26 protein-coding genes and 1 riboswitch are annotated in these 24,571 nt (G+C 59.0%); of the genes, 16 read left to right on the plus strand and 10 right to left on the minus strand.

Features of this window, described 5'->3' with window-relative positions:
- Positions 1–8: 8 nt before the first annotated feature.
- From PMI09_RS00465 to PMI09_RS00475, 3 genes are all read right to left on the minus strand, one after another.
- Positions 9–1,475, minus strand: a complete 1,467-nt coding sequence (locus PMI09_RS00465) for an FGGY family carbohydrate kinase (protein ID WP_007787786.1) — start codon at positions 1,473–1,475, stop codon at positions 9–11.
- A gap of 66 nt (positions 1,476–1,541) precedes the next feature.
- A complete protein-coding gene (locus tag PMI09_RS00470; RefSeq protein ID WP_007787787.1) occupies positions 1,542–2,498 on the minus strand; it encodes a transketolase family protein in 957 nt (318 codons plus the stop codon).
- Complete coding sequence (locus PMI09_RS00475) at positions 2,498–3,307, minus strand: transketolase (protein ID WP_007787788.1); 810 nt, start codon at positions 3,305–3,307, stop codon at positions 2,498–2,500. Before PMI09_RS00475 ends, PMI09_RS00470 begins: the two co-directional genes overlap by 1 nt.
- A gap of 211 nt (positions 3,308–3,518) precedes the next feature.
- On the opposite strand from PMI09_RS00475, the gene PMI09_RS00480 reads away from it, so the two are divergent.
- The 7 genes from PMI09_RS00480 (at position 3,519) to ribB (ending at position 10,453) form a co-directional block, all read left to right on the plus strand.
- Positions 3,519–4,499 carry an ABC transporter permease gene (locus PMI09_RS00480; RefSeq protein WP_007787789.1) on the plus strand — a complete coding sequence of 327 codons (981 nt, stop codon included), beginning with the start codon at positions 3,519–3,521 and terminating at the stop codon, positions 4,497–4,499.
- A 117-nt stretch (positions 4,500–4,616) separates the two neighbouring features.
- Positions 4,617–5,546 (plus strand): sugar ABC transporter substrate-binding protein, encoded by a 930-nt coding sequence (locus PMI09_RS00485; protein WP_007787790.1) that lies wholly within the window; start codon positions 4,617–4,619, stop codon positions 5,544–5,546.
- Between the two features lie 28 nt (positions 5,547–5,574).
- Positions 5,575–7,053 (plus strand): sugar ABC transporter ATP-binding protein, encoded by a 1,479-nt coding sequence (locus PMI09_RS00490; RefSeq protein WP_007787791.1) that lies wholly within the window; start codon positions 5,575–5,577, stop codon positions 7,051–7,053.
- 22 nt (positions 7,054–7,075) lie between these two features.
- Positions 7,076–7,864: an SDR family oxidoreductase gene (locus PMI09_RS00495; RefSeq protein ID WP_007787792.1), complete on the plus strand. Its 789-nt coding sequence runs from the start codon at positions 7,076–7,078 to the stop codon at positions 7,862–7,864.
- A 4-nt stretch (positions 7,865–7,868) separates the two neighbouring features.
- Positions 7,869–8,606 carry a triose-phosphate isomerase gene (gene tpiA, locus PMI09_RS00500; protein ID WP_007787793.1) on the plus strand — a complete coding sequence of 246 codons (738 nt, stop codon included), beginning with the start codon at positions 7,869–7,871 and terminating at the stop codon, positions 8,604–8,606.
- Between the two features lie 71 nt (positions 8,607–8,677).
- Positions 8,678–9,460, plus strand: coding sequence for a glucose 1-dehydrogenase (locus PMI09_RS00505; RefSeq protein WP_007787794.1), 783 nt, complete (start codon positions 8,678–8,680; stop codon positions 9,458–9,460).
- Between the two features lie 106 nt (positions 9,461–9,566).
- Positions 9,567–9,711, plus strand: a riboswitch (FMN riboswitch).
- A gap of 115 nt (positions 9,712–9,826) precedes the next feature.
- Positions 9,827–10,453: a 3,4-dihydroxy-2-butanone-4-phosphate synthase gene (gene ribB, locus PMI09_RS00510; protein WP_007787795.1), complete on the plus strand. Its 627-nt coding sequence runs from the start codon at positions 9,827–9,829 to the stop codon at positions 10,451–10,453.
- Positions 10,454–10,742: 289 nt separating this feature from the next.
- Here ribB and PMI09_RS00515 read toward each other — a convergent pair whose 3' ends face one another.
- Both PMI09_RS00515 and PMI09_RS00520 read right to left on the minus strand, forming a co-directional pair.
- Positions 10,743–12,077 (minus strand): GAF domain-containing protein, encoded by a 1,335-nt coding sequence (locus tag PMI09_RS00515; protein ID WP_007787796.1) that lies wholly within the window; start codon positions 12,075–12,077, stop codon positions 10,743–10,745.
- Positions 12,074–12,538, minus strand: a complete 465-nt coding sequence (locus PMI09_RS00520) for a hypothetical protein (protein WP_007787797.1) — start codon at positions 12,536–12,538, stop codon at positions 12,074–12,076. Before PMI09_RS00520 ends, PMI09_RS00515 begins: the two co-directional genes overlap by 4 nt.
- A gap of 144 nt (positions 12,539–12,682) precedes the next feature.
- Here PMI09_RS00520 and PMI09_RS00525 point away from each other — a divergent pair, with 144 nt between their 5' ends.
- A complete protein-coding gene (locus tag PMI09_RS00525) occupies positions 12,683–14,221 on the plus strand; it encodes a flavin-containing monooxygenase (RefSeq protein ID WP_007787798.1) in 1,539 nt (512 codons plus the stop codon).
- Between the two features lie 714 nt (positions 14,222–14,935).
- Positions 14,936–15,250, plus strand: a complete 315-nt coding sequence (locus tag PMI09_RS00530) for a hypothetical protein (RefSeq protein ID WP_007787800.1) — start codon at positions 14,936–14,938, stop codon at positions 15,248–15,250.
- A gap of 341 nt (positions 15,251–15,591) precedes the next feature.
- Here PMI09_RS00530 and PMI09_RS00540 read toward each other — a convergent pair whose 3' ends face one another.
- The 4 genes from PMI09_RS00540 to PMI09_RS29845 form a co-directional block, all read right to left on the minus strand.
- Positions 15,592–15,807: a hypothetical protein gene (locus PMI09_RS00540; RefSeq protein ID WP_007787802.1), complete on the minus strand. Its 216-nt coding sequence runs from the start codon at positions 15,805–15,807 to the stop codon at positions 15,592–15,594.
- Between the two features lie 383 nt (positions 15,808–16,190).
- Positions 16,191–16,763: a hypothetical protein gene (locus PMI09_RS00545; protein WP_007787803.1), complete on the minus strand. Its 573-nt coding sequence runs from the start codon at positions 16,761–16,763 to the stop codon at positions 16,191–16,193.
- Positions 16,764–16,809: 46 nt separating this feature from the next.
- Positions 16,810–17,085 carry a hypothetical protein gene (locus tag PMI09_RS00550; protein ID WP_007787804.1) on the minus strand — a complete coding sequence of 92 codons (276 nt, stop codon included), beginning with the start codon at positions 17,083–17,085 and terminating at the stop codon, positions 16,810–16,812.
- A 300-nt stretch (positions 17,086–17,385) separates the two neighbouring features.
- Positions 17,386–17,628: a hypothetical protein gene (locus PMI09_RS29845; protein WP_007787806.1), complete on the minus strand. Its 243-nt coding sequence runs from the start codon at positions 17,626–17,628 to the stop codon at positions 17,386–17,388.
- Between the two features lie 898 nt (positions 17,629–18,526).
- Here PMI09_RS29845 and PMI09_RS32470 point away from each other — a divergent pair.
- The 4 genes from PMI09_RS32470 to PMI09_RS00570 all read left to right on the plus strand — a co-directional run bounded on the left by PMI09_RS32470 (position 18,527) and on the right by PMI09_RS00570 (position 20,977).
- The gene (locus PMI09_RS32470) at positions 18,527–18,652 is read left to right on the plus strand and encodes a hypothetical protein (RefSeq protein ID WP_007787808.1); all 126 of its coding nucleotides are present in this window, start codon (positions 18,527–18,529) and stop codon (positions 18,650–18,652) included.
- Positions 18,653–18,886: 234 nt separating this feature from the next.
- Positions 18,887–19,189, plus strand: a complete 303-nt coding sequence (locus PMI09_RS00560) for a hypothetical protein (RefSeq protein WP_007787809.1) — start codon at positions 18,887–18,889, stop codon at positions 19,187–19,189.
- 8 nt (positions 19,190–19,197) lie between these two features.
- Positions 19,198–20,070 (plus strand): transglutaminase family protein, encoded by an 873-nt coding sequence (locus tag PMI09_RS00565; RefSeq protein WP_007787810.1) that lies wholly within the window; start codon positions 19,198–19,200, stop codon positions 20,068–20,070.
- 94 nt (positions 20,071–20,164) lie between these two features.
- Positions 20,165–20,977: a transglutaminase-like domain-containing protein gene (locus PMI09_RS00570; protein WP_007787811.1), complete on the plus strand. Its 813-nt coding sequence runs from the start codon at positions 20,165–20,167 to the stop codon at positions 20,975–20,977.
- Between the two features lie 262 nt (positions 20,978–21,239).
- On the opposite strand, the gene PMI09_RS32475 is transcribed toward PMI09_RS00570, so the two are convergent.
- The gene (locus PMI09_RS32475) at positions 21,240–21,362 is read right to left on the minus strand and encodes a hypothetical protein (RefSeq protein ID WP_274533068.1); all 123 of its coding nucleotides are present in this window, start codon (positions 21,360–21,362) and stop codon (positions 21,240–21,242) included.
- A gap of 385 nt (positions 21,363–21,747) precedes the next feature.
- Here PMI09_RS32475 and PMI09_RS00580 point away from each other — a divergent pair, with 385 nt between their 5' ends.
- From PMI09_RS00580 to PMI09_RS00590, 3 genes are all read left to right on the plus strand, one after another.
- Entirely contained in the window at positions 21,748–22,764 is a 1,017-nt protein-coding gene (locus PMI09_RS00580; protein ID WP_007787812.1) for an ABC transporter substrate-binding protein, read from the plus strand.
- A gap of 92 nt (positions 22,765–22,856) precedes the next feature.
- Positions 22,857–23,675, plus strand: a complete 819-nt coding sequence (locus PMI09_RS00585) for an ABC transporter ATP-binding protein (protein WP_007787813.1) — start codon at positions 22,857–22,859, stop codon at positions 23,673–23,675.
- A gap of 12 nt (positions 23,676–23,687) precedes the next feature.
- Complete coding sequence (locus PMI09_RS00590; RefSeq protein ID WP_007787814.1) at positions 23,688–24,563, plus strand: ABC transporter permease; 876 nt, start codon at positions 23,688–23,690, stop codon at positions 24,561–24,563.
- The last annotated feature ends 8 nt before the right edge of the window (positions 24,564–24,571 follow it).

Raw genomic sequence — 24,571 nt, forward strand, 5'->3', positions numbered from 1 at the left:
GTGAATTTTTATTCACCTTTAGCCGGTGTTTGGCGCGACGTCGAGCGGGCGAGAGCATCATTCCAGGTATTCAGGAGCGCTTCCCGATCCACGCGTTCCGGGGCAATGACCTGCTTGCTTCGAGGCAGTCCCGCGATGACCCCGAGATCGTTCCACAGGCCGAGTGATAGTCCTGCCAGATATGCGGCACCGAGCGCCGACGCCTCGGGCGCCTCGCATTGGATGACGGCGTGTTCGACAAGGTTCGAGACGCACTGCATCAGGAAGCGGTTCTGGCTTGGTCCACCGTCGACATAAAGGGCGCCGAGTTCGCCGCCGCTCTGTGCGCGCATGGCAGCGATCACGTCGTGGACCTGGAAGGCGATCGAATCCGTCACTGAGCGTGCCATTTGAGCACGCGTCGTGCTGAAGTTGATCTGCGAGAAGAGGGCCCGTGCGTCGGAGTTCCAGTAGGGTGCGCCCAGTCCTACGAAGGCGGGCACGAAGCCTGGTCCTCCTGGTTCAGCGGTCGCCGCCAGGTCGACCAAGGCGGCCACATCAGGGAGGCCGAGAATGCCCGCCATCCAGGGGAGGCTTGCGGCGGAAACGAGAATGTTGCCTTCGAAGGCGAAAGTCGGCTTTCCGCTGATGCGCCATGCGACAGTGGTCGTGACGCCGTTGGACGGGGCGATGAACCGAGGAAGTGTCGTCATCACCGAGGAGCCCGTTCCGAAGGTTATCTTGCCATCGCCCGGTTTGAATGCTCCATGACCGAACAGGGCGGCATGGCTATCGCCGATTGCGGCCCTGATAGGTGTGCCGTCCGGTACGCCCGGAAGCCCCTGCGTCGCGCCGAAATTTGCAGAGCTGTCGAGCACCTCCGGGAGGAGTGCGGTATCGACGCGGAAAATCTCTCCGAGTTCCTCACTCCATCTCTGCTGCTGGAGGTCGAACAATTGGCTTCTGGCGGCGTTCGAGGCATCGCAGACGTGCCGGCCCCCGCCGGTCAGGCAGTGCACAAGCCAACTGTCGATCGTTCCAAGTCGGACCGATCGGCCTGTCGGCACACGGTCGAGCAGCCATCGGAATTTCGAACCGGGAAACATCGGGTCCAAGGGAAGGCCCGTGAGAGCCTGTACACGGTCAAGACGACCTTCGGCGACTAGACGCTCGCAATCTTGCGCCGTGCGTCGGCACTGCCAGCTCAGCACCGGGCCTAATGCTTCTCCCGTGTCGGCGTCCCAGGCGGTGACCGACTCGCGTTGATTGGAAATCGCCACGGCTTCGATGGTCACATCGGGTACGGCCTTCAAGCAGGCGTCGATTGCTTCGCAGACAGAGGCGTAGAGCCGGCGTGGATCTTGTTCGACCCAGCCGGGCCTTGGATAGGAGATGCCGACAGGAGCCGAGCCTCTGGCGACGATTTCTCCCTGTTCGCAAACGAGAACTGCCTTGGAATTGGTCGTGCCCTGGTCGATCGCCAGAATAACCCGCATCGTATCCTCCCAGATCATACGGCCGGGGCGGCGCAGTGCGCCCCGGCTTGATTAGGTGCTACCAGTTTACTTGCGCTTGATCAGCGACTGCGCGGCGTCGGCGATTGCAAACGGTGCCATGCCGAACTCGTCGAGCAAGAACTCCGCCGATCCGGTCGGAGCGTAGATGCCGGGAACACCCAGACGCTTCATCGGGACTGGAGCATTGTCGACCACCACTTCAGCGACCGCAGAGCCAAGCCCCCCAAAGATCGAATGCTCTTCGGCCGTGACGATAGCGCCGGTTTCTTTCGCCGCCGCGATAATGGCCTCCTCGTCGATCGGGCGAACCGTTGCAAGGTTGAGCACCCTGGCGCTGATGCCGTGTTTTGCAAGGATTTCGGCTGCTTTCACCATGCGATGGGTCAGAGTGCCGTTGGCAATGAGCGTGACGTCCGAACCGTCGCGCAGGAGATTTGCCTTGCCAAGCTCGAACCTGTGACCTTGCGCAAGAAGGTCGGGCACACCCACGCGCGAAAGGCGCAGGAAGCATGGCCCATGGTAGGTCGCCGCCCACTCGACGGCCGCGGCAGTCTCGATGCGGTCGCATGGCGCGATCACAGGAAGATTGGGTAGGACGCGCGTCCAGGCGAAGTCTTCGATCGAATGGTGGGTCGGCCCCAGCTCGCCATAGGCCATTCCAGAGGAAATGCCCACGAGCTTGACGTTTGCATTCGAATAGGAAATGTCGGCCTTGATCTGCTCCAGCGATCGCCCCGTCAGAAAGGGAGAGGCGCCGCAGACGTATGGAAGGCGCCCGCCGTTGGCGAGGCCTGCTCCAACGCCGACCATGTTCTGTTCCGCGATGCCGACATTGACGAGGCGCTCCGGAAACTTCGACTTGAAGCCGCCGAGCTTGGAGGAGCCTACGGAGTCATTGCAGACCGCGACGATCGTTTCGTTCTCGGCTGCCAGGCGCTCGAGCGTCGCTGCGAACGCGTCGCGGCAATCGTGGAGCTTGGGTGCGTTTACTGGCGCGTTCATCACAGTGCCTCCGACAGTTCTGCCAATGCGATTTCGTACTGTTCCTTGCTCGGGACCTTGTGGTGCCAGTCGACGCGGTCCTGCATGAACGAGATTCCATGACCCTTGTTGGTGTGGGCCACGATGCAGTGCGGCCGCGATCCCCGGTGTTCGAGGGCCGGGACGACCTCGCTCATATTGTTTCCGTTGATCTCGGTGACTTCCCAGTCGAAGGCTTCGAGCTTCGGGCGCAGCGGCGCGAGATCGTTGGTGTCGGCCAGAGCGGCACCCTGTTGGAACCTGTTGTGGTCGATGACCAGGGTCAGGTTATCCAGCTTGAATTGGGCCGCGGCCATGATCGCCTCCCAGTTGGAACCCTCCTGCATCTCTCCGTCGCCGGTGACGACGTATGTATGATACTTTGCGCCGGAGAGCTTGGCGGCCTTCGCCATACCCACCGAAACGGGCAGACCATGGCCAAGCGGCCCGGTGTTCGTTTCGACACCGGGAACCTTATTACAGTTAGGATGCCCGTTCAGTCTCGAGTGCGGCCGCAGGAAGGTGGAAATCTCCTCTTCCGGAATGAAGCCGCGCTTTGCCAGGGTCACGTACAGGGCACACGCCGTATGGCCCTTCGAAAGAACGAACCTGTCCCGAGCGGGGTGCTTTGGTTGGTCCGGCCAAACCTTCAGCACGCGGAAATAAAGGGCCGTCAGGATATCGATGACCGACATTTCCCCGCCGATATGGCCGGCACCTGCTTCGAAGACTGCCTGAAGATCGCGCAATCGGATCTCGCGAGCGAGGCGCTCGAGTTCTGTCGTATCCATGGATTCCTCGTGTGCATAAATATTCACTATGCAATATTTTTGCATACGAACACGTTTAGTCAACCCCCTCAGACAAACATCGTGCCAGGAAGGGCACGGACAAATCCTGTTGACAGCCATAAAGCAACTTGTTAATGAATTTTCCGGCAGGTGTGAATAAATATTCTGCATTGAACAAATATTGACGACCGACGAGATCTAGGGAGGAACGATGGTGGCGCTCGACATCAATGAACAGAGGCTCTCGTCCGGCACCTGGCTTACCAAGCTCAGGGGCGCTACCGGCCCACTCGTGGGGCTGCTCGCGCTTTGCGTCTTTCTGAGCTTCAGCACCGACGCGTTTCTGTCCGTTCGAAACGGCCTCAACATCCTCGATCAGATCACCGTCCTTGGCATCATGGCGGTCGGAATGACCTTCGTCATCCTGATCGGCGGCATCGACCTCTCGGTTGGTTCGGTGCTTGCCCTTGCTATGATGGTCATGGGCTGGACCGCTAACGTTGCCGGACTTCCGCTGCCTGTCGGGATCGCCTTCGGGCTGGTCGCATCCGCCGTCTCCGGTTTGATTGTTGGACTCCTGGTGACGCAATTCCGAGTGCCGGCGTTCATCGCCACTTTGGCCATGATGTCCGCAGCTCGCGGCGTCGCAAACATGATCACGGATGGCCAGCAGATTGTTGGATTCCCCGACTGGTTCATGATGCTCGCGATCGATCGCCATTTCGGGGTGCTGACTGCCACCGTATTTCTCATGCTTGCCGTCGTGCTTGCAGCCGGGCTCTTCCTGCGCTTCCGGTCCGAAGGCCGCATGCTTTACGCTGTCGGCGGAAACCCGGAAGTCGCTCGCTTGGCCGGTATCAACGTCCAGCTCGTGACGATCGGTGTCTATGTCGTGAGTGCGGTCCTTGCCGGACTGGCCGGCATCGTACTCGCCGCCCGCCTGGACTCTGTCCAGCCTTCCAGTGGCCTGGGCTATGAGCTGGACACCATTGCTGCGGTCGTCATCGGTGGGACGTCGCTTTCCGGCGGCGCCGGAGGGATCGGAGGAACGCTGATCGGCGTCCTTATCATCGGCGTCCTTCGCAACGGCCTCAACCTACTCAATGTTTCGCCGTTCCTTCAGCAAGTGATTATCGGGATCGTCATCGTACTTGCGGTTGGCGCGGAGACTATTCGTCGACATCGCGCCTGACGAGTGGGTCCGCCGCGTCGGCGGGCTCGTGGAATTCCGCCCCAAGTCCTGGAGCGGATCAATACCCCGAGGGGGAGGAAATACCCGAGGGTTCCATCAAACAACGGAGGAAATACAATGAAAATTGCGCGCACCATGCTCGCGTCTGCCGCACTGCTCGGTCTCACGCTCGGACCCGTACACGCAGCGGAGCTGAAGAAGCTCGGCCTGGCCGTTGCCAATCTCCAGGCAAACTTCTTCAACCAGATCAAGCAGTCGGTCGAGGCTGAAGCTAAAAAGCATGGCATCGAAGTTGTCACCGTCGACGCAAAAGGTGACGGACCGACACAGGTCAACCAGATCCAGGACCTTCTGACCCAGAACATCGACGCGCTGATCTACATTCCGGCAGGTGCGGCGGCTGCGACCGTTCCGGTCAAACTTGCCAAGAGCGCCGGCATTCCGGTGGTGAACGTCGACCGCAATGCCGACGGCGCACCAGGCGACACCTTCCTTGCGACGGACTCCGTCGCATCCGCAAAGTCCGTGTGCGACTTCATTCTGAAGCAGGCCGGCGGCAAGGGCAAAATGGTCATCATCCATGGCCAGAAGGGTACGACGCCCGAAGTTGACCGTTCCAAGGGCTGCGCTCAATCTCTCAAGGCAAACCCGGACGTCAAGGTCGTGGCCGAGCAGTACTCGAACATCTGGAGCCAGGATGAAGGATTCCAGATCATGCAGAACATGCTCCAGGCAAATCCGGACGTGTCGATCGTCTTTGCCCAGGCAGACGCACTCGCACTTGGTGCTGCACAGGCGATCAAGGTTGCCAATCCTGCTCAGAAGATCGTGGTTGGCGGCTTTGACGGTGATACCGCTGCCCTCGAAGCCCTCAGCAAGGGTGTCTTCGACGTGACTGCAACGCAGCAGACGCAGAAGATGGGTCGCGACGCGGTCGAAAACGCCGCCAAGCTTGTCGCCGGCAAGAAGGTGCCGCCGGTCCAGCTCCTGGACGCCACGCTGACGACCAAGGAAAACGTCGCAGGCTTCATCGCCAACCATCCGTAATGAAGTCGAGGTCTTGAGGAGGTGTGCCGTGACTGATCCGGTTCTTTCGCTGAGGGGCATATCGAAGCGGTATGGACCGCTCCAGGTTCTGAAGAATATCAGCTTGGACGTCCATCCGGGCGAAGTGGTCGCACTTCTCGGTGAAAACGGAGCGGGCAAGTCGACGCTTTCCGGCATTATCGCCGGGTCACGTACGCCATCCGAAGGTTCCATGACATGGCTGGGGCAGCCTTATGCCCCAGCCACCCCAAGAGAGGCGATCGACAAGGGCGTCGTCCTGATCCATCAGGAGCTGCAGCTCCTGCCGCAGCTCTCCATCGCGGAGAACGTCTTCATCGCTCGCTGGCCTATGAAGAACGGCGTGGTCGACCGTCAGCAGATGGTTCGTCGCGCCCAGGAGCAGCTCGCCCGACTGAACCTGCACATACCAGCGATGCGGAAGGTGGCCGGCCTTTCGACCGCAAATCAGCAGCTCATCGAGATCGCGAAGGCGCTGGCTTTGAACGCCAAGCTCCTCATCCTCGATGAGCCGACCGCGGCCCTCGGTGGCGCGGAGACCGAAGCACTTTTCGAACAGGTCCGGAAGCTTCGTTCCGAAGGGGTCGGCATCATCTACATCTCTCACCGCATGGAAGAGATCAAGCAGATCACCGATCGGATCGTCGTGCTTCGCGACGGCGAGCGTGTGCAGGAATTCGCTGACAGCTCGACGCCCGTGCGCACGATCGTCGAGAGCATGGTCGGGCGCTCGCTCGACCGCATGTTTCCGACACTGCCCGATCCAACGGATCGCCCGGTACTTCAGGTGTCCGGTCTCAGCTCTTTGGACAACTCGTTCCGTGACGTCACCTTCGACGTCAAGGCAGGCGAGATCCTCGGAATTGCCGGACTGGTCGGTGCCGGTCGCACAGAGCTTGTCCGCGCGATTTCGGGTGCCGATCCGATCGGCGCGGGTTCGATCAAGCTGGAAGGCGAGGAGCTTCGACTGCGCGATCCTGCCGACGCGATCGCCAAGGGCATCGTCATGGTTCCCGAAGACCGCAAGGAGCAGGGCTTGGTCGTCGGGCACCGTATCGGGGAAAACATCATCTATGCCAACCTCGACAAGCTGGGCGGGCGTTGGATCACACCGCGCGTCAAGCGCTCGTTCGCGCAAAAGGCGGTGGCCAAGTTCGGCGTCAAGGGTCGTGCGGAGCAGTATGCCTCCGATTTGTCCGGCGGCAACCAGCAGAAGGTCGTGATCGCCAAGTGGCTGATGCGCGATCCCAAGGTGGTTGTGCTCGACGAACCCACCCGCGGCATCGACGTTGGCGCCCGCGCCGGCATCTACGACATCATCGTCAACCTCGCCAAGCAGGGCGTTGCGGTCATCGTCGTAAGCTCCGACCTCGAGGAAGTTCTCGGCGTCTCAAATCGCATTCTCGTTCTTGCCCAGGGCAAGCAGGCAGGAATTCTCAATCGTGACGAGGCAAACGACGTCTCTGTCATGGAGCTAGCTACGATCTAAACAGACAGAGAAAGGAAGAGCGGTGTCCGACATCACTCTCAACGCCCCGAAGCTTTTCGATCTCAGCGGCCAGGTTGCCATCGTGACCGGTGCTGGGAGCGGGATTGGGCAGCGCATTGCCATCGGCCTAGCACAGTGCGGCGCCGACGTCGCACTGCTCGACCGTCGCACCGACGACGGATTGGCCACAACCGCCAAGCACATCCAGGCCGCCGGCCGTCGTTTTCTTAAGATCGCAGCCGACGTCACCAGCAAGTCTTCCCTGGGAGACGCGGTGGCTCGCACAGAGGCTGAGCTAGGCGCACTGACACTTGCCGTTAACGCCGCGGGCGTTGCCAACGCCAACCCCGCAGAGGAGATGGAGGAGGACCAGTATCAGGCGTTGATGGACATCAACCTGAAAGGGGTCTTCCTTTCCTGCCAGGCCGAGGCTCGCGCTATGTTGAAAAACGGGCGCGGCGCCATCGTCAACATCGCTTCCATGTCCGGCGTGATCGTCAATCGGGGACTGAGCCAGGCCCATTACAACGCCTCCAAGGCCGGCGTGATCCACATGTCGAAATCCTTGGCGATGGAATGGGTCGACCGCGGCATCCGCGTCAACACTATCTCGCCCGGATACACCGCGACGCCGATGAACACGCGTCCGGAGATGATCCATCAGACCAAGCTCTTCGAAGAGCAGACGCCAATGCAGCGCATGGCAACGGTCGACGAAATGGTCGGTCCGGCCGTGTTCCTGCTGTCGAATGCGGCAAGCTTTGTGACGGGCGTTGATCTGCTTGTCGACGGCGGTTTCTGCTGCTGGTGATGCGATGAGAAAGCTGATTGCCGGCAACTGGAAAATGAACGGTCTCGCTTCCTCCCTGGCTGAGATCGAGGCGCTGAAGGGGCTAACGGGCGAGGCGACGTGCGATATCGTCGTCTGCCCGCCCTTCACGCTGATAGAAAAGGCCGCCGAACGCGCAAAGGGTTCTGTCGTCATTATTGGCGCCCAGGACTGCCATCCGCAGATATCAGGCGCCTACACCGGAGACGTTTCAGCGGAAATGCTCGTCGATGCGGGTGCGCGCTTCGTCATTCTCGGTCATTCCGAACGTCGCGTATTCCATTACGAGAGTGATGCCGTCGTTTCGACCAAGGTCGCCGCCGCTCATGAGGCCGGACTGACCGCAATCATTTGTGTGGGCGAGACCCGCAGTGAACGCGATGACGGCAAGGCGATCGAAGTCGTCGGTGGACAGCTACGCGGTTCAATTCCAGCGGGTGCCACCAGTTCGAACGTGGCCATCGCATACGAACCGGTCTGGGCTATCGGAACTGGCCTGGTCCCGACCATAGATCAGATCGAGGAGATCCATTCTTCGATAAGACAAATGCTCGAAGAGCGGCTTGGCGAAGAGGGGCGCAGGGTCAGGATTCTCTACGGTGGCTCCGTGAAGGCCTCGAATGCCGCCGACATCTTCGGGGCGACAAATGTGGATGGAGCCTTGGTCGGAGGCGCATCGCTGAAGGCTCTAGAGTTTGCCGGGATCATTTCTGCAGCCGCTTGAAAAGGGGCATGACGCACTTGGGTTGCTTTGCGGCCGCCCGATATCGTCAGGCACCGCGAAAGGAAGAAACTATGAAACGCTTCGAAAACAAGACCGTCGTCATCACCGGAGGCAGTCGCGGCATCGGCGCTGGGATCGCCAAGCGCTTCGCAAGGGAAGGGGCCAATCTAGTGGTCTCCGCCAATGAAGAGACGGTCCATGCAGTCTCCGAGCAGATCAAGGTGGATGGCGGCAATGCCATTTCCTTCGTTGGAGACGTCACTGACAAGACGAGCGTCAAGGCACTCTATGACGCGGCGGAGAAGGCTTTCGGTACCGTCGACGTGTCGATCCAGAACGCCGGGGTCATCACCATCGCCCGCATCGAGGACATGACGGAAGGCGAGTGGGACAAAGTCATGGCGGTCAACACCAAGGGCGTATTCTTGTGCGCGCAAGAAGCAATTCTGCGCATGCGTAAGCATGGACGCGGCGGCCGCATCATCAACACCGCCTCCGGCCAAGCGCGCGACGGCTTCATTTATACGCCACACTACGCCGCATCGAAGATGGGCGTCGTCGGCATTACCCAGAGCCTCGCAAAGGAAGTCGCGACCGAAAGTATCACCGTCAACGCGTTCTGCCCTGGCATCATCGAGACTGACATGTGGGCCTATAACGACCAGGCGTGGGGCAAGCTCCTGGGCAACTATGGCCCTGGGGAGCTGATGAAGGAGTGGGTCGAAGGTATTCCGATGAAGCGGGCCGGATCTGGCGAGGACGTCGCCGGTCTGGTCACCTTCCTTGCCAGCGACGATGCCGCCTACATCACCGGCCAAACCATCAATGTCGATGGCGGTTTGATCATGTCGTAACTTCATTCGACAATGGGGAGCGGTGCGTTCACCAGGAGAACCGGGTTCCCGATGGTTGAACTGCTGGAAGCCTCTTGCAGAACCAGGCACCGATTGCTTATGTTAAAGACGTTCTCAGGGCGGGGTGAAAATCCCCACCGGCGGTATCGAGGCAACTCGGAGCCCGCGAGCGCCTTCGCTAAAACGAAGGGTCAGCAGATCCGGTGAGATGCCGGAGCCGACGGTCATAGTCCGGATGGAAGAGAGCAACGCAGCGGAACCGCGTGATGAGCGGCGTTTCCTATGCTTGTTCGCCCAAGGGAAAAACGGTGGCTCTAACAGGCCATGCACGCCGCTAAAAGCGGCTAACCCTTGAAAGGCAAAAAGATGGCAATTTCCAAGATCGACGAGGCGGTGGCCGCAATTGCGCGTGGCGAGATCGTGGTCGTCGTCGATGATCGCGACCGGGAAAATGAAGGCGATTTGGTGATCGCTTCGCAAGCAGTTACGCCGGAATCGATCGCGTTCATGATGAACTACGCCCGCGGCCTTATCTGCGTCGCGATGGAAGGCGAGAGGCTCGATGAACTCGACATTCCATTGATGGTGCCGCGCAATACCGAAGTTCTCAAGACTGCATTCACCGTCTCGGTGGACTACATCCCTGAAACGACGACAGGCATATCCGCTGCCGATCGCGCTGCAACCGTGCGAGCTCTTGTCACGGACGGCTCACGTCCAGAGGATTTTGCACGGCCGGGGCATATCTTCCCGCTTAGAGCCCATCCGCATGGCGTACTTTCCCGCCCTGGGCACACGGAAGCGGCCGTTGACCTTGCAAGGCTTGCGGGGCTGTTTCCATCAGGTGTGATTTGCGAGGTTGCCAACGACGACGGAACAATGGCTCGATTGCCAGAGCTTGAAGCGTTTGCCGAACGGCACGGTCTTCATCTGATTACGATCGAAGACCTCATCGCATACAGGGCCGAGAGCCTACCCGTCAAGGCAGCCTGATCGACCCTGCGGAGTGCCAGCTGGTACTCGTGGCCTCAGCATGGTGGCGCGCCGGACGGCGAAGTCGTTCTTCTCGCGCCACCAATACAACGTTCGCCGTCGAGTAAGCGTGTTTCCGGTCTGGCAAGGGTTACAGCGCAACGCAAACGTGAAGGATGTCGCGAACGGCCCGAGGCCAAGACCAGCGATTTCGGTAGGGCAGCACATTAACATTCTATCTGCAAACTCTTGCAGTTGCTTATGGAGTCTTCGCCCGTTGAGCGTAGGATCGTCCGGTTTTCACGTCCTTTTATGCCATATCCTTGCGGAGCCGCAACCGGCCCTCTATGCGGATGCCTATCCGGCCGCGGCCGAGGCGAACCAGCCGTATCGGAAGCTGCTTTTCGTCCAACCGGCGACGCAGAAGAAGCAGCCGCGTTTCCAGGTTGTCCTTGAACTCCGGCAGCTTCAGTGCCGCATCGAGCCGGATCTCGCGGTTGGTGAATTCGAGCGTGCCGTTTGCCAGATGCTGTTCGAGCATGGAGACAAGAAGCCGGCCCGCGATTCCCTTGATAACATAGTCGCCGTCGACGAAAACGCTGTCGTCAAAGCTGTGATGAACGACCCGAATCATCTGTTCCGAAGCCGAGTGTTCGGCCGGAGCGACCCGGTGAGAGCCGGTCTCCAGTGAGAGCTTTTCGCCCAGCGCCAGAGCCACCGCCGCTTGTCTGGCGACGATGGAAAGCGCGACCTCGTCCTCGGCGGTGAAAGCCCGCCGTTCCCGGCTTTCGAGAAAGAGAACGCCGCGAACCGTGCCTCCGGCGACAAGCGGCACGGCGATCTGGCTCATCGCATCCGGCATGCCTGGGAGCGGGATCGAGCGGGTGCGGTTCTCGCTGAGAGCGGAATCGCGTATGGCCGCCCCGAAGCGGCGGACGCGGCTCATGTCGCTCACCTTCACCAGCCGCCCGCTTGCGGCAGCCGCGCCGATCACGCCCTCGCCGAGCGGCACATCCGAGCCGATGCCTGACGGTTGAAAGCCAAGGCTGCCAATGGTGACGAGCTGGTTGCGCTCTTCATAAAACTGCAGGAGCAGCGCGTGTTCGAAACAGAATTCCGTCCGTATGCTCTCAAGCATGACATCGACAATGCGGTCCGCCTCGGTCTCCGCGGCGATCGCCTCGACGATCCTGGCGACGCCGGCGAGCCGGTTGCGTTTCGGTGCCAATGATTCCGTCGTCTCCACCGGGGAGCGGATCGGTTCGATCTTCGTTACGCGGAAAACATCGAGATTGCGCAGTTTCATGATCCCAGTCATGCCGACCTGGGCGCTGCTCGCGTCAAGCTGCAACGAGGTATGCTCGAAGAGCGGCCCCTCTTCCAGCGCGTAGGCGAAGACCAGCGCCAGGCGGAACTGCAAGCCGTTCCTTCCGTCTACCAGAAGCAGGGTCGCTTGCGGGTTGAGCCGGATATTCGCCGCCGTCTTAGCAAAGAACTGGTTGGAGAGCGCCACATGGCGGTCGTCGACCATCACCACATGCGAAAGATAGGAGATGTTCGGAATGCCGTCCGCATCCGCCGTCGAAATGATCGAGGGGACGACGCCTTCGAAACAGGCTTCCAGGTCGGTGAGCTCCAGCGTCATTGTGCGGAGTTCCAGATGCGCGTGCCCGCGGTGGGGCCTGGCGTCTGCACGAAAATCGACGAGGGCTCGATGCTCACCAACATTGCCTCCCGCTTCGTCAGCCAGGGCGTAATCATCTCGGGCATCAGGCCGAGCCGCATCAAGGTCGAGACGATCGCGACCATGTACCGCGACGAACGCTCGATCTCGGCAGCCACCGCCTCGCGCACGGTCGCCATGCCCTTGATTTGGTAGGAGACGTAGTCGGTCGGCCGCGCGAAGGTGACGGCGACTTGGGCATTGTCGCGAAGATTGGCGATGGTCTGCGGCCATTGCCAGGCGGACACGACGACATGGACGATCTTCAGGTCGTCGCACCAGGCACCGGCGCCCCGACCGATCTCCGGTTTCAGGGAAAGGCCGCTCGTGCCGATGATCTGCATCACCGGGCTTTCGATGAAAGCCGCAAGATTTTTGTCCAATCGCCACCTCGTTTCGGCATCTTGCGCATTCCATAGCGCACTTAGGGAGGTTTTAGGATTCCGCTGGCTCAACTTAGCGAGCTTTTAGGAAACGAGTTCGGCAAATATCGCTAGAGCGCTCTTCATCAAACAAGGAGCACGCCGATGTCGCCTCAAACTCATACAAAACTGCCTGAAAACAAGGTTGCCGTGATAGGCGCCGGCCCCGCGGGACTTGTCGCCGCCCGCTGGCTTATCGGCCGTGGGCTGGAGCCAGTGATCTTCGAAGGCTCATTTCGTCTCGGTGGCCAATGGAATTCGGCATCCGCCACCAGCGCCACGTGGCCAGGCATGCGCACCAACACCAGCCGCGTCATGACCGCCTTTTCCGACCTTGATCACACTGCGGGTGTCGCCACGTATCCGACGCAGGAGGAGATGCTCGACTATCTCGAGCGGTATGCCTTCGCATTCGGCCTCCTGCCGCATCTGAGGTTGAAGACCCAGGTCGAGCGGTTGGAGCGCGCCCCGGACGGCTGGCTGATTCTTTCGACATCGGACAGTGGGCACCGGGCGGAAACCTTCTCGCGTGTCATCGTTGCGACCGGCCGGCAGAATCGGCCCGACGTGCCGGAGATTCCCGGCCTGGCAGGCTTTGCGGGCTCGCTCGGGGCTGCCCATACGGCGCAGTACAACGGGCCGGAGCGCTATCGGGGCCGTAAAGTTCTCGTCGCCGGCTGCTCGATCAGTGCGCTGGAAATTGCCTCCGACATCGCGCGCGGCGCGGCGCAGGTGATTTCAACCCACCGCCGCCAGCGCTACATCCTGCCGAAGCTGATCGCCGGTGTGCCGACGGACCATGTGATGTTCAATCGCGCGGCGGCGCTTGTCGAGGGTGTGTTGCCGCCGGATATTGTGGCCGAAGGACTGACGGCTAAAGTGCTGAAGGTTGCCGGTTCGCCCGACCAATTCGGTGCCCGCAAACCCATCGGCAACGCTTTTGCAGCGGGTATTTCCCAATCGCAGGGTTTCCTGCCGGCAGTTGCCGAAGGCCGTATCGACGTAAGGCCATGGATCGAACGCGTGGATGGTTCCACTGTCTGGTTCCGCGACGGGACCAGCGCGAATGTCGACGCAATCCTCCTCGGCACCGGCTATGGGTTATCGTTACCGTGGCTTTCGCAAGACATCGCTCGCACGATCCGGCTCGATGGCTACGGCGCCGATCTCCACGACCACACCTTCCATCCGGACCTGCCGGGACTGGCCTTCCTCGGCCTGTTCGATCTGGTCGGTCCGGTCTTGCCCGTATTGGAGCTGCAGGCGCGCTGGATTTCTCACTGCTTCGGCGGTGTGCAGCCGCTTCCAAGCCGGGCGGCGATGATCGCCGGTGTCGAACGCAGCCAAGCGATACGGTCGGGGCCGCTCAGCCTTCCCATGCATGTCGCGGCACTCACCTTTGCTCGCAACGCCGGGGTGGAACCGGACCTGACGATCTGGCCGGACCTCGAGCGGGCGCTGCTGTTTGGGCCGCTCTCGCCAATCTCCTTCCGGCTGCAGGGGCCGGACGCGCTGCCGCATGCCGCAGAAAAAGCGGCGAAATTGGCCGCGGCGTTCGGAGCGATCTCGACGGAGGACTTCACGCCGGAAGAGGAAGGCGTTCGCCAACTCCTCAAACTACACCCTGTTCAAAGCGCGGCGTGATCATTCCACCGTCCTCGGCTATGGTTATGGCTACGGACACGGCGGCTGGCGTCTCAGGTCGTGGCGATCGTTCTGTTCCTTCTGGTCCTTACCGGCAGACTTTAGGACGACGCCACGGTCGAACCTGAAATCGGAATTGAAACGACGCTTGCGCGCTAAACGGGCGGCCAAAACAATAGGATCAGAGGCACGCCCAGCAAGACCACAATGAACGAGAGCGGCAGCCCCAGTTTCCAATAGTCGCCAGCAGCGGGAGACGAGGGCGTGGTAGCAAAAATCCTCGCGGATCTCAGATCTGGAGGTAAGGTTTTGGACGAGAAGGAGCTTCGAGGCCATATCGACAAGCTGATGGCGCGTGCAATAGAAGCAAGCGCCGTTCGCCCTTGAGATGCCTGGTTCCTAAGCCGCTGATGTGCGCGTTCTAGCTGCGCGGCTTGAGCAATGGTGCGCGTACCTGCCGCAGTGGGCGACTTTAAGATCCGTGTGGCGCGCGAGGGCCTTGTTTAAAGCCCATTGCGGGCGCATGGTGTCGTATCGGCAGCATTTGAAGCGGGCGCTGCCGCAAAAAGGGTTTTGCCCTTCGCCCCAATCAAAGGAGGACGTGATGTCTTCCATTTTCACTCATCTTCGTGACTACGGCTACGACACCGCGATCAGAACCTTGGTCGTGCTAAGCTTCGCCGTCGTTCTATATGCGATCCTGGAGGGCTGGTTATGGTGACGATCCCCCCGCTTGGTGTGGCGCGCACCATAAGCAGCAATCGCTCGACACTTCGGCGCGTTCTCAAGCGCGCCGATTATGCCACATCCGAGATGCAAGCTGCAGAGGGGCCAGATCACGACGAGGAAATGATGGTCATTCGCCGCATCAAGGCAGGCACTATGTCGTTGAATGACTACCCCGAATCGCGATCGCGCCAGAAACGGGCCGATCGGGACGCACTTGCATCCTGGGAGAATGAGGGGGGAGCAACAGGTTCGGCTGGGAAAGTTCCAAAAACGACGGAGAGCCAGAATGATTTGGCGTAGCGACCTTGCCCGCACGGATCAATCCTACAGAAGCGGATCCAGTCCGGACCAGACCACCATTCGCTCCAAGGCCATCACAGAGGAGGAGAAATCTGATCGGAACGAAAAGACGTCCGGCTTCGCCGCGAACGATTGTCGTGTCAAAGTTCCGTATTGCCGAGCCGGGCATGAGAACCATTGATCTTGCCCGGTTGAAATAATCCGTTTTCAAGTAAGCTCTGGCCCGTTGGCGAATAGCCACCGCGGCCCGCCGGCTTCACGCTCCCGCTTCCTGGCGGTACGCCCTCTGCTGACGCCGGCCCGCCCAATTGGTATCCAACGGCATGGGCTCAGTCATGACGTCATCGCTGAAGCCGGTTCCTTCGCTCCAACAGGAGCTCGTGCTCGACCAGCCGCTTACCTGCGGCACTGAGGCCTGTTTCGCCAACCATTTCCTCGGTTATGCCGAGCTCCTTGAATCTCCGGCCCTGATCGGTCGCAAGGGCAGTGTGCTCGCGCCTGTAAAGCTGCAAGAGGCTGCTCCATTCGGCGTAAGTGAAGTCTCTCCGGGCGATCATGATAAGTGCCTCTCTGTCCAGATCAACGATAGCACGATTCCTCTTTTGAAGGCAGTGCACAGCCTATCATCGAATAGGTGCTCAATTACTGCCCTCTAGGCTCCAGCGGTCGCGGCCAACCGAGGGCGATGGGCGCAGTTCATGCAGTTGCCGAAGAGGACGACCTGACCGCATGGTCGCAGCGAAGAGCTGCGGCGTAGGATCCTCAAACAAAGCGCGCTCGTCAAGAGGCGGCAAGCACTCGAACGACTACGACGTAAAATGGCACAATTCGATCGCTTTGGTAGCATGGCAGTGGAATGTCGTAAGGCGACACTCCGCGAGGGCGGTTTCGCCGTCGCTCATTCTGGCGATCTGGGAAAGCTACGGGAGACCAGCGAGTTCTATTGAGCTTTGATCCGCGCCTCGATTAATCTCAATTCGAAGCGGTGATAGCGTTGCCGCGCAAAATATCCGTTCAACTCCTGCAGAGCCAGCGACGTAGGTTCGCCTCGAAGCGATGCACCTGAAATCCGCGCTTCTTGGGCCGCGATTTCGATGTCATCATGTTTCAGGTATTTTCGCGCTAGTGCCAAGTCGGCTTGTAATTGATCATTCTCTGAAGAGACAGTCTCTTGGGCCGCCGCAGCTTGCAAGGCGGAGCCTGCGTAAGTCTCGTTTGCAGCAGGAATTCTGGTCATTGGAATACCCTGAATAGCTTGGCGATTTTTGTTGATGGGTTTGTACAGCACCGTTTCCACCGGAACATAGCCGAAGTGCTTTCTAAGTTCGCCGGACAGAACACCACGGTCCGTGATGCCTTGCCTGACCAACTTCACCAACAACTGCGCGGCCGGGTTGAGCTGGTCACCGTCCGTGGGTGTGACCTGTCCGGTGTATCCGGCCTCCTCTAGCACGCTTTGAACAAGCGTTTCCTCTTCGTTCGTTTGGCCGGACTTCTTTTGATCGTAAGGCATGCTGCCTCCTATTCCACGGTCCGATATGCCGCTGCGTTGAGTTGGCTTATTTTCTCGAACCTAGCTGCCTGCTGAACTGAAAGGCGGCGAGGGCAGATATGGCTCGATGAACGATCTGGGCCGAGTCGATCGCGTTATTGCCAGCAACATGGCTGCAATGCGCCTGTACGATACGCTCGATTTCGTCCAATCTCAGGGCCATGATGCTGTCGCCAGCCGCAGCGGATTTTTTCGACCCAAATCTCAGGTACGACGACAGTTGTTGAAGGACTGCAATGCGCTCGTCTACATTCATCTCAGTAATTTTGGGTAGATCATCCATCGTATTGTCTCCAGCTTCGGCAGGGAGATGTCCGATGGGCGATCCAGATGAAATGCTTTGAATTATCCGTCGGGTACAGACCCATATTCATAAGTGGCGTTGATCCAGTAGCAATACAATGGAGGGTGCCAGAAATACGCCGCCGGGCCGGGCCAACTTACCTTTTGCAAAATTCACTACGGAGGACGCCTTACGTTCGGGCGCGGGCGACTCTACTTGCAAAGATCCAGTATCGCCGCCTCTGCGTATGGCGCAAAAGGGTTACTTTTCCCAGCAGAGGCTTCGGCGATAAGGAAATACTCAGCCTGGGCCCGAGGGCGAGTTTGAATTTGCCGGTAAGAACTGCAGCCGAACGGGCGAGGCCAGATAAAGGACATAGCGCTCGGCAGCATCCGCCAGCGCCAGCGCTGCCTCCCCCTCCCGCCATCCTGCATTTATTGCTGAAATCACAATGGTCCGGGCGATCTCATCAAATACACGACAACACTCTGCCTCGCGGCGCAGATCATCAACATTGAAATGAGGTGATGTAATTTTTTGCATATTTGTCTCCGTGCGTCAGGAGCGGTATTCCAGCGCCACGCCGCGAAAAGCGACCGGGCCTATCATGACCGCCAGATAGACCTTGACCAATATTTTGCGGCTATGTTTGAGGATAGAAGTCGGAAGACATGGTGTCCTCCTTTCGGTCGGGGCAAGGGTGGGGGACCCTAAACAGCAGAGCCCTGATAATTGCTGCCGAGGCCGAAAAGATGCGCCTTCGAATGAAGTGAAGCAAGTTTATTTATGCGAGTTGTCTCACATGCCCTTGAACGTTCGACTCGCCGCAGCGCACTTTTGATTGCCCTAGAGCAAGGGCGCACAGTCCCAATTTCAGGAAGCTGTTTCAGGAAGGTATCGGCTTGTAACTGAGAAAGGCGCTCCGACATTCGTCGCGATCCAAATAGAAACGACCGTCGCTTCGTTTACGACTTGATGGATCGTTTGCGTAATGATCCGGTCTTTCAGCAAAGCTTGCGATGTTCTGATAAGTCGAACCGCGCCCGCTGTGATTTCAGTAAATTTCGTTCGTCTGGCAGATGTCGTCCGTCAAATCTCTCAGGACGGCGTTCACGTCGAGGATCGGCCGCACAAGCTCCACATGTCCATCTGCCGTCAGCGGGTGTATGCTGGTATGCGAGTGAATCCCGAAGGGAAAGCATAAGTACCCGTCGCTCTGAAACTGCCAGCGCGGAAGGCTTCCTCAGTGCTGGTTCAGTGTTGAACGCCATGGCCCAGCCTCCTGCTACACCTTCAAATAGGCTCTGGGCCGTCTTATCAACCCGTGATGCCCGAATGAGGTTGCGATGGGCTTGCAAAGAGCGCATGGTTAGTGATTGGCTGGCGTCATACCGGCAAAGTCACCTAGGAATAAACTCCTGGATCGAACAAGGAGGACTCAATGTCTTCCGAAACTAATCAATTCTTCGACGTCGCAAATCTGAGGATGCTGGATCGTATCTTGACGAAAACTGGCTTTCGAGGTGAGCAAATCTATGCTGTCGACGACAAGGAAATCAGCGCCTAGAATGTATCTCGCAACAACAAATCCGATTGTGCGACCTCTATCGGAGGGCGACGGTTGGCTGGCGCGGTGGCTGGACGACGGCGGCGCTCGGGTGAGAATTCACACGCACACACGGTTATGGCTGCAAGACGAACCAGCGCGCCATGACGACCTGGTCGCTGTCGCTTTCCGGGCCGGTCACCAACCTGGTGCAGGCCGCCGTGTTGCCAAGTATGCTGGAGGTCGATGGACCCCATGGAAAACGATCACTGGATCGTCGACGATTTCGGAATGCATTCCGAAATGCGGGACGGAACGTTCGAAATTGAAGCGCACAGACTTGCCGAACTGACGTCTGTTGATGACCGCGATATTCTTTACTGGCCCGTCTATATCGCCAGCGAAACTCGGTTCGACATAGAGCGCTTTCTCGAAGCTTATGAGGAGGCGCTTGTAAAACACGTAGGCAGATACGCAGCGGTCATCAATCCGTCCCTTCTGGCCGAGAGCACGGAGGCGGCTCGCGACATCTGGGGAGAACGCCCGGTTTGCGGGTAGGCGCGACCATGACCATCTTCTCCGTTCGTCACGTCACCTCCTATCGCTATTTCCGCGAAGTTGCTTTCGGCGAGCACCGGGTGATGTTTCGGCCCCGCGACAGCTTTGATCAACGGCTTATCGATACATTCCTGGCGACCGACCCCGAGCCGCATCGTGTGCGATGGATTCATGACGCTTTCGGCAACTGTGTCGCGCTGGTCGATATTGCATCTTCGGCCCGCGAGCTGCGTTTCGAAACCCGGATCACGCTCGATCACACGCCTCAACTCGCACTCGATTTCCAGATCGATCGTGCCGCTTTGACCTACCCGTTTTCGTACGATGCGGACGAGGTTCGCGATCTCGCGCCGGCAATCCAGCGACACTACCGCGATTCTAGCGACGAGATCGGACGTTGGGCCCGCCAGTTTGTCCGTTGCGGCCAGCCGACGGAAACCGGCCATCTGCTGATGACACTCTGTTATGCCATCAGCGAGAGCTTTTCCTATCGCCGGCGCCTTGAACACGGAACACAGACGCCGGTTCAGACCCTCTCGCTGCGTTCAGGATCCTGTCGCGATTTTTCATTACTGATGATGGAGGCGGTCCGCTCGCTGGGACTGGCCGCGCGCTTCGTTACCGGCTACATCTACGTCGCCGACCGCGATGGCAGCCCAACGCTTGGAGGAGGCTCCACACATGCGTGGTGCCAGGTTTATCTTCCCGGCGCAGGCTGGACCGAGTTCGATCCGACGAACGGCATCGTGGGCAATCGCGACCTTATTCGCGTGGCAGTCGCACGTGACCCCCGCCAGGCGGTTCCGTTGAGCGGCAGCTATGATGGCAGCCTTGCCGACTTCGACGGCATGACGGTGCAGGTCAACGTTACGACCCAATGAACTGAAAGCGCAAACTCGCGGGAACTCCGCAGTGCCGTCGACGTTTCGCAATTGCGTTCCGTGCATGGCCGATCTCTCCAATAAGGAATGTAGGATGAAAATACGTGCCGGATTTCATATAGGCTACGAGTGTATACAGCCGACCCCGATGCTTATGGTCTTAAACATTCATCCCTCCCGCCGTGTCGATCTTCTCAGCGATCAGATACTGACCTTCGACAGGCAAATCGAGGCCTGGAACTATACCGATGTGTTCGGCAATGCCTGCAGCCGCATTGTCGCGCCGCCGGGGCTGATGACGATTTCCACCGAATTCGAGATTTATGACAGCGGGCAGCCGGATATCATCCCGGAAAGCGCCGTTCAGCATGCGATCAACGACTTGCCGAACGAGGTGCTGATCTTCCTGCTCGGCAGCCGCTACTGCGATACCGACAGGCTCGCCGATTTCGCCTGGGCACGGTTCTCGTCAACGCCGCTCGGATGGCCGCGCGTGCAGGCCATTTGCGACTTCGTCCACAATCACATCACCTTCAATTACCTGGAGGCCGATCCACTTCGAACGGCATATGGCGGCTTTATCCACAAGACCGGCGTTTGCCGGGATTTTGCGCATCTTGCCATTGCGCTGTGCCGTTGCATGAATATCCCGGCGCGATATTGTACAGGCTATCTCGGAGATATCGGCGTGCCGGCCGATCCCAATCCTATGGACTTCAGCGCCTGGTTCCAGGTCTATCTCGGCGGTCACTGGCAGACCGTGGATGCCCGGCACAATACGCCGCGCATCGGGCGAATTCTGATGGCAACCGGTCGCGACGCGACAGATGTTGCCCTGTCGACAGCGTTCGGGCCCGCAACGCTTTCCCGTTTCGAAGTGATAACCGAGGAAATGCAGCAAAGCTGAACTGCTGACCGGCACAAACGCAGGAGACGCACATCACACTTCAGATGAGTAGTCACCGGATTCGTCACGGCGACGAAGCGTTCGACTGGGCAGTGTGCCGGCGATCCATCCAACGACCAGCGGCAAGTCGCAATGCGCGATGAAGGCCGCATACGGAAACTGGCGTTCCCGATACTTTGACCAATGTGCTGGCAGGTGAAAGGCACAACCCGGCTCGAAAGTCGACCGTGAGGAATTTGCTCGCATTCTATCGAAGCGGCATTCAAGGGCGGCGCGTGTCGGCGTCTGCTTCATTGGTCATCAGCGTCGCCATGTGGGCTCGAAGCTCCTTCTCGCCCTGGACCCGATCCGCTGCTCGAACGTCTGCGAGGATCTTTGCTATCATAACGTCCTCATCGCCCGCTGCTGGTGAGATGCGACCGCCGATGAACGCGCTGCCGCCGAGGATCACGCCGGCAAATCGACAGCAGCGTGTAGCGCAGCGCGATATTGGCGTCGGCTGAGGTGTAGCGATTTCCACTGTCTGCGCCAGCCCGAGAACCGCGTGGGTGCCTCTCGTCGAGGCCGCGCGCAATGATGGTTGAGTTGGTTTGAAGAGCCTCCCGTCGTCCTGCGTACCAGTGCTAATAGTCGCTCGTGATTTTGAGTTTTAGCTGCACTGGCTGAAAGCGGGCTGAAAGCTTGGCCTGATACCTTGGTCGTCGCATCGTGGAGGAGACACGAGCCCGTGTGTTATTGGCGATGCTGAAATTATCAGGAGGATACAGTCTATGCGTTGTACACGCGCACTTCTTCATTCCGCTGTCGTTTCCGCCTTCTTTGCCGGCGCCGCCATGGCAACCGCAAATTCGGCCAATGCTGCTGACAAGATCACGATCATGGTCGGCGGCTACGAAAAGCAGATCTATTTGCCGGCAAAGCTCGCCGAGGCGCTTGGTTATTTCAAGGAGGAAGGCCTCGACGTCGAACTTCTGAATGAGGCTGCAGGCGTTGATGCAGAAAATCAGCTGCTTGCCGGCGCCGTGCAGGGGGTTGTCGGCTTTTATGATCACTGCGTTGATCTGCAGGCGAAAGGCAAGTTCGTCGAATCCATCGTCCAGTTCAGCCAGGCGCCGGGCGAGGTTGTCCTTGTTTCGAGCAAGCACCCTGAAATCAATGCCCCTAGCGAATTTAAGGGCAAGACGCTCGGCGTGACGGGGCTTGGTTCCTCGACCAATTTCCTGACCCTTTACATGGCCTCGAAGGCTGGGTTGCAATCCGGAGATGTCGTCACCGTTCCCGTGGGCGCAGGAGGCACCTTCATCGCCGCCATGCAGCAGGATCAGATCCAGGCGGGTATGACGACGGAACCGACAATTTCGCGCATGGTCAAGACCGGCGAGGCATCGGTTCTCGTCGATATGCGCACCGTCGAGTCCACACGCAAGGCGCTCGGCGGCACCTATCCAGCTGCCTCTCTTTACATGGAAACGGCCTGGGTCGACGCACATAAGGAGGACGCTCAGAAGCTTGCCAATGCGTTCGTAAAGACCCTGAAATTCATCAATACGCATTCTGCCGCCGAGATCGCCGAAAAAATGCCGAAGGATTTCTACGTCGGTGACAAGGACGGCTATATCGCCGCGCTCGGCGCGGGCAAGGGCATGTTCACGCCAGACGGCGTCATGCCGGAAGACGGCCCGAAGACCGTTCTTGCCGTACTCTCGGAATTCTCCAAAAACGTCAAGGGCAAGCAAATCGACCTTTCGAAGACCTATACGACGGAATTCGTGAAGAACGTCGACTAAGCGCCCCTTCGCTGCGCGTCCGGTCAAGCCGGAACCGGTTCCCTTGAACATAAGCACCTGTATGCGCCTATAGGCATGCGCGAGGATATCTCATGACAGAGCATTTAACCCATGATCCAGCGATCGAATTGATCAATGTGAGTCGCCGCTTCGTTTCCCCGACCGGCAAGTCTCTCACAGCGCTTCGCGATTTCAACATGACTGTCGAACGCGGCGAGTTCGTCGCCGTGGTCGGACCGACGGGTTGCGGCAAGTCGACGACGCTCAATCTTGTCACCGGCCTTGCGCGACCGAGCGCCGGCGAAGTCCGCCTGATGGGCGGGCCTGTATCTGGCATCGATCCGCGCGTCGGCTTTGCCTTTCAGACTGACGCTCTCTTTCCCTGGAAGAACGTGATCGACAATGTAATGGCCGGCCCCTTGTTCCGTGGCAAGCGGCGCGACGTTGCGGAAGCATCGGCCAAGCGCTGGCTGGCGCGCGTCGGCCTTTCGAAGTTCATGAACCACTATCCTCATCAATTGTCCGGCGGCATGCGCAAGCGCGTCTCGCTCGCTCAGACTTTCATCAACGAGCCGGAAATCCTGCTGATGGATGAACCCTTTTCCGCACTGGACGTGCAGACACGCACCGTCATGCACGAGGAATTGCTGAAACTATGGGCTGAGCGCAAGGCGTCAGTGGTCTTCGTCACGCACGACCTTGAGGAAGCTGTCGCTCTTGCCGACAAGGTCTATGTCCTGACCGCTGGACCCGCAACCGTCAAATCGGTCTACAAAATCGACCTGCCACGGCCGCGCGTCGTGTCGGAAATCCGGTACGAACAGCAATTCATCGACTACTGCAAGACCATCTGGGATGATCTGCGACAGGAGGTCGAAACCAGTTATCGCCGCGCGAGCGAAGCCGCATAGGAGGATCTAGTAATGGCAAACGTTACCATGGAGACAACCGGCACCGTTTTTCGCCCCGGCACGTCTGACGCCGAAATTGAAGCGACGGCGTTGAAGTCCATCAAGCGCCGCAAGCAGACGGTTTTGTTCTGGCAGATCGCTATTCTCGTCGCGACACTCGGGCTTTGGGAGCTGTCCTCCACAATGCTCTGGATCGACCCGTTTTTCTATGCAAGCCCAAGCGCGATCGCAGAACGGCTTTACGACTGGGCGCTCAACGGCACGACGGAAGGTTCACTTTGGTATAACCTGTGGGTGACTATGCAAGAAGCATTGATCGGCTTTTTCGCTGGCTCGATCACGGGCGTATTCGTTGGCGTCGGTCTTGGCCGCAACCGCTTCCTATCGGACATCTTTTCCGTTTACATCAAGGCGATCAACTCGATCCCGCGCGTTGTGCTTGCACCGATCTTCATCATGATCATGGGCCTTGGCTTGCCATCCAAAGTCGCGCTCGCTTTCATCATGGTGTTCTTCGTGGTTTTTGCAAACGCTTTCCAGGGGGTGCGGGAGGCAGACCGCAACATGATCGCCAATGCGCGTATTCTTGGCGCCTCCAATTGGCAGGTAACCCGCAATGTTATCGTTCCATCGGCGATGAGTTGGATCTTCGCCAGCCTGCATGTTTCGTTCGGCTTTGCGATTATCGGCGCGATCGTTGGCGAATTTGTCGGCGCCCGCTTTGGCATTGGTCAGCTGATATCGATTGCCAAGGGCACGTTCGATGCCGCTGGCATGTTCGCGGCGATCATCCTCGTCATGATCTTTACGCTGGTTGCAGAGGCAATCATGACCGTGATCGAGAACCGCCTGGCCAAATGGCGGCCACAGCAGGTCGACGTTCAGTAATCCTCCCA

The organism is Rhizobium sp. CF122 (assembly GCF_000282035.1).
Lineage (GTDB): Bacteria > Pseudomonadota > Alphaproteobacteria > Rhizobiales > Rhizobiaceae > Rhizobium.